Here is a 4,449-nt window from a genome sequence, read left to right on the forward strand (position 1 = left end):
CGCTCTTTGATTTCTTGTCCGTAGCGTCGAAGTGCTCGTCTGAGTTGCTCTGGGTCGCGTTCGGATTCTCTCATCTGTACTCTACCCACGCTTCGAGTGTCCTCTGATGGGCGTCACTCTCTGAATCGGTACTGGAGACTGGCTTGGTGACAGGCGAGCCAATCCGGTTCGGAATCAGCTATCGTTTCGGGAACGTCGCGACGAATTCTGTCGGACTGCGTCGCTCGACGGCGTAGTTCTCGGCGTCGAACGCCGCTACCTCGGCTTGCATCTCGTAGAACAGCGGTTTCGGGTCGTGGTCGTTGAGAATCGTCAACGTCTCACCACTCTCCAGTCCTTCGAATGCAGCGTGAATCTTCGGGTGGCGCTCTGCCGGTGGAATCTCGCGAACGTCGAGTTTCGTGTCTGCCATACACGTCTCGGTTCCGGGTACAGTACTGAGGTCATTTCCCCGAATATGTTCTGTCGGGCAGCGGTTCAGTGTCGGCTGACAGCGTCGCACAACAGAAGTGACCTCCGGGTGTCCAACATATGTGAGCGATATTTTTGTATTCATAACTGCTGGTCGGGTGTTTTGCCTCGTGGCCTAAAATGTGACACCCTGCTAACGATATTCGGTAGTAATGACAATGGGCAAGAAAATACAATTATATAAAAAAGTAATGAAGTAATCTGTGAAGGTCGTGGGATGATGGATATTGGGGCTAGCTTCTATCAAGTTGTCAGGGCGGTAATCGTCTTCGGGACTATCTTCTTTGGGGTTATCTGGACGCTAACGAACTTCTACAACTACTTTCCACTCGCTCAACGATTCGCCGACCGGGTGTTCGAACGGGTCAGTCGCCGAGTTTTCGGACAGAGTGCTGACCGGGAAGCAGAGCGAGTCGACTCCAGAGACGGGCAGGATCGACACACAGACACGGACGAACTCCCCTCCATGGCGATTCTCGTTCCTGCGTACGAAGAGGCCGAAGTCGTTGCGAACTCGATTCAGTCTATCTTCGAAGCGGTGTATCCCAGTGAATTACTCTCGGTGATGGTCCTCGTCGAACCGGACGACGTCGCGACTCGTGACGTGCTCGACAGACTCTCGAAAACCTACCCCTTCGAGACAGTCGTCGTTCCAGCCGACTACCCGGGCGAATCGAATAAGCCTCGGGCCTTGAACTACGGCTTCGAGTTCGTCGAAAGCGACGTCGTCGGCGTCGTCGACGCCGAGGTGATAATCGGTGCAAGCCTCCTCGAAGAGGCTGGACACACACTCGTCTCCGAGGCTGACTTCGCCCTGAGCCACCTCGACATGGTCAACGAAGACGACGGGTGGCTAAACCTGCTCTTCCGTGCAGAGTACAGTTACTGGTACAACCTCGTCATCCCCTCGTTCGAACACGTCGGCTATCCCATCCCGCTGGGTGGGACGTCGTGCTTCTTCCGCCGCGGGGTCTTAGAAGATGTCTCCGACGCACGTATCGAAGCCGACGACTCACCGTGGTCGACAGCAGACCGCCAATGGCTTTCGGACCGTGGCCTCGCGGGGTACGTCCCGTGGGACCCGTCGAACGTCACGGAAGACTTCGAACTCGGATTGAACCTGTGGACCAAAGACTACGAGTTTGCGTTCCTCGACGCCGTGACGAACGAGGAGTCACCAATCGAACTCAAGAGTTGGATAGAACAGCGAACTCGATGGAAGAAGGGGAAGGTATACACGTTCGTACAGTACCTCGACAGACCACCGGAGACGCTTCGTCAGCGATTCCACATCTACTGGCAGTCGTTACTGCCCCACCTTGGGCCGATAAACATCGCTGGGTTGCTGTTCGTCTTTTGGCTCACGACGATGACTGGGGCCGTCCCTTCAGCGCTCGTCAAGGGGATTTTGTCCCTTGGTCTCACTTTCCTCGTGTTGGTCGCCGGTCTCTACGCCCGCGGGTACTGGATTGTCTCGGACAAACCGCTCCCACAGCGACTCCAACGAACGTGTATCGTCGCACTCTCGCTCTTTTTTTACTGGATATTCCAGTGGCTCGCAGACGTGCGGGCGATTTTACAGACGTATCGGGGACAGTTCCACTGGACGAAGACCGCTCACCTCGGGCGAAACCTGTCTGAACCAGATTTGGGTCGTGGCATCCGTCCCACCGATATCACAGTGTCGCTTCTCGGAACCGACGCGAACGATTCGTTGGACATCTCGGCTTCCGCTGCCAGTGTCGACCGGACGATACCGCGAAAGAAACGTCTCGGCGCACTCGCCGTCGTTCTCGTCGTCGCGATGGCCCTCCGAATCGGTGCGCTCACACGCTGGAGCCTCTGGCTCGACGAAATTTACACGGTCACGTTCCGGGCGGCGGTGCCAATCGGCGAGTTGCTGGTGATTCCGTGGGACCCACACCCTCCACTGTACTTCGTGCTCTTGCGTCTGTGGATGTCGGTGGCTGGACAGACACAGTTCGGTGCAGGACTGTTTTCGGTCGTCTTCTCGGTCGCCACTGTCGGTATGGTCTACCTGCTCGCTGGGAGATTGTACGACGACTTGACGGGTCTCGTCGCGGCCAGTCTCGTCACGGTATCGACGATGCACATCCACTTCGGGAGGACGATACGCATGTACAGTCTCCTCACGTTTCTCATCCTCGCGTCGTGGTACACGTACCTCCACCTCCCCGAACGGAACCGTTGGTCTGCGCTGACGTATCTCGTCGTCACTATCGCGATGCTGTACACACACGTGTACGCGGTGTTCGTCCTCTTGGCCCAGCACGGATACACGCTGTTGACCGAGAGTAGTCGAGAGTTCAAACGCCGATGGATTGCGCTTCAAGTCGCCGTGTCGCTCCTGTACCTGCCGTGGGTGTACGTCCTCAGCCAGCAGGTTCTTGGGCAGGTTGCCGATGCTGAGCGTGCTGGGACTGCCATCAGTTGGATACCAGCACCGTCGACTGAACTCCTCCGAGACACGTTTCTCATGTTCGCTGGCTTCCCGTCGTACTATCCGATTTTCAACGACTCGTGGGTCGCCTGGGGGGCCGCACTCGTCGTCTTGTTGACGATCAACGTCACGATTATGTTTGCAATCGTCAACTACGAACCCGCAGACGACGGTCGTATCGAATACCATCTCGTAGACCTCGGACGGGGGAGTCTCCTCGCGATGTTCTTCATCGTCCCAATCGCTGTTCCGTTCGTTCTGTCGTACGTCCTCTTTCCAATCTATTTCCCGCGCTACGCACTCGCCGCGAGTCTTCCACTCCTCGTCCTCGTCGCGCGAGGATTGGTCAACCTCGAATACCAACCGATGTGGCGGGCGGTCTTTTCGGTCGTACTCGTCGCCGGCGCTATCACCACTGGCGTTGGGTACTACGCCGGAGACACCGTCGAAGACTGGGATGGGTCTGTCAGTGACGTCTCTGCGAACATCTCTCCCGACGACTTGCTCGTGATTCAACCATTCTGGGTCGAAAACGACGTCACCTACTACTATGGTGGTCCCGCAGTCGAGCGGATGATGCTTCCTGCGAGCCCCGACGTAACGGCCACCGACAGGTCTCTGTTGGCGACGAAGGTGAGTGACCACGAGACGGTGTGGGTGGTCCGCTACCAGACTGACGACTCTGACGGCGTCCTCGGGACACTGAATCAGACGCACGACCTCCGGTACACGCGCGAAGACGAACTTATCAGCGTCTATCGGTTCGAACGTGCGAGTCGGTAGCCCGGTTCGTGGCGACGACAGTCCGACTGTATTCGACGACGCTTGGACCACGAACACCTCTCTATCGGTTTGTAGTGTGTTCTCACTAGCCACTATTTCGGCCCCAAAACCCTGGGAAAACACCCGTTGTCGGTTTTTACTATCAACCTCCAAAATAATTAACCGAGCGACGACTCGGAGATGGCGGTGTTTCCCGGACGAAGCCACCACGGAACTTTCGTTTTTACCCGATTTCAAATAATTATTTTCACGCCAGATTACGGATTGAATAACCTTATCAAACTAAATCGTAGATGGTGACATAGAATGGAAGAAGCAACTCACTGGCCGACACTGGCTGATTTCCCCGACCCCACCACGGCGGACCACGTAACGTACAATCCTCCACTTGCAGAACTCCGCGAGTACTCCGAACACTTCGAGACGACCACTGACTTCGGCGCTCCGTCGTACGTGAGTGACTACCGCTCCCGGAGTGCGGCACAAACCGCGAACTCCATCGACGACTCGTTCGACGACGACGACATCGCTGTGTTCGAACGTGCCATCGAGTGGGCGAACGATTCCTCGAACGACGTGCTGTGTGTCGACCGCGTCGTCGGTCGGAACGAGGACGTATCGGCCGTCTGCCGACTGTTTCTTCCCAAAGAGTACGGCCGAATCGCACTCGCGTGGGCGAAACTTCTCGAACCAGCCAACGGAGCAGAGCCTGATTTCGTGACCGTCCAACTCCC

General features: G+C 56.6%; 2 protein-coding genes and 1 pseudogene. 2 read left to right on the plus strand and 1 reads right to left on the minus strand.

Annotation, left to right across the window (positions count from 1 at the left end; all coding sequences use genetic code 11):
- Nucleotides 1-178 precede the first annotated feature (178 nt).
- The gene (locus tag AUR66_RS14060) at nucleotides 179-412 is read right to left on the minus strand and encodes a DUF2249 domain-containing protein (RefSeq protein WP_058572920.1); all 234 of its coding nucleotides are present in this window, start codon (nucleotides 410-412) and stop codon (nucleotides 179-181) included.
- A 276-nt stretch (nucleotides 413-688) separates the two neighbouring features.
- Between AUR66_RS14060 and AUR66_RS14065 the strand changes: the two genes are divergently transcribed.
- Nucleotides 689-3,715: a glycosyltransferase gene (locus AUR66_RS14065; protein WP_082682222.1), complete on the plus strand. Its 3,027-nt coding sequence runs from the start codon at nucleotides 689-691 to the stop codon at nucleotides 3,713-3,715.
- A 306-nt stretch (nucleotides 3,716-4,021) separates the two neighbouring features.
- Nucleotides 4,022-4,449 (plus strand): annotated as a pseudogene (locus AUR66_RS14070) (phosphoenolpyruvate carboxykinase (ATP)); the annotation flags it as partial.

It is taken from the genome of Haloferax profundi, from assembly GCF_001469865.1.
GTDB classification, from domain to species: domain Archaea; phylum Halobacteriota; class Halobacteria; order Halobacteriales; family Haloferacaceae; genus Haloferax; species Haloferax profundi.

Excerpts from the sequence above, each read along its gene's own strand:
- AUR66_RS14060 (WP_058572920.1), bottom strand. The coding sequence starts at position 412 with ATGGCAGACACGAAACTCGACGTTCGCGAGATTCCACCGGCAGAGCGC.
- AUR66_RS14065 (WP_082682222.1), top strand. The coding sequence starts at position 689 with ATGATGGATATTGGGGCTAGCTTCTATCAAGTTGTCAGGGCGGTAATC.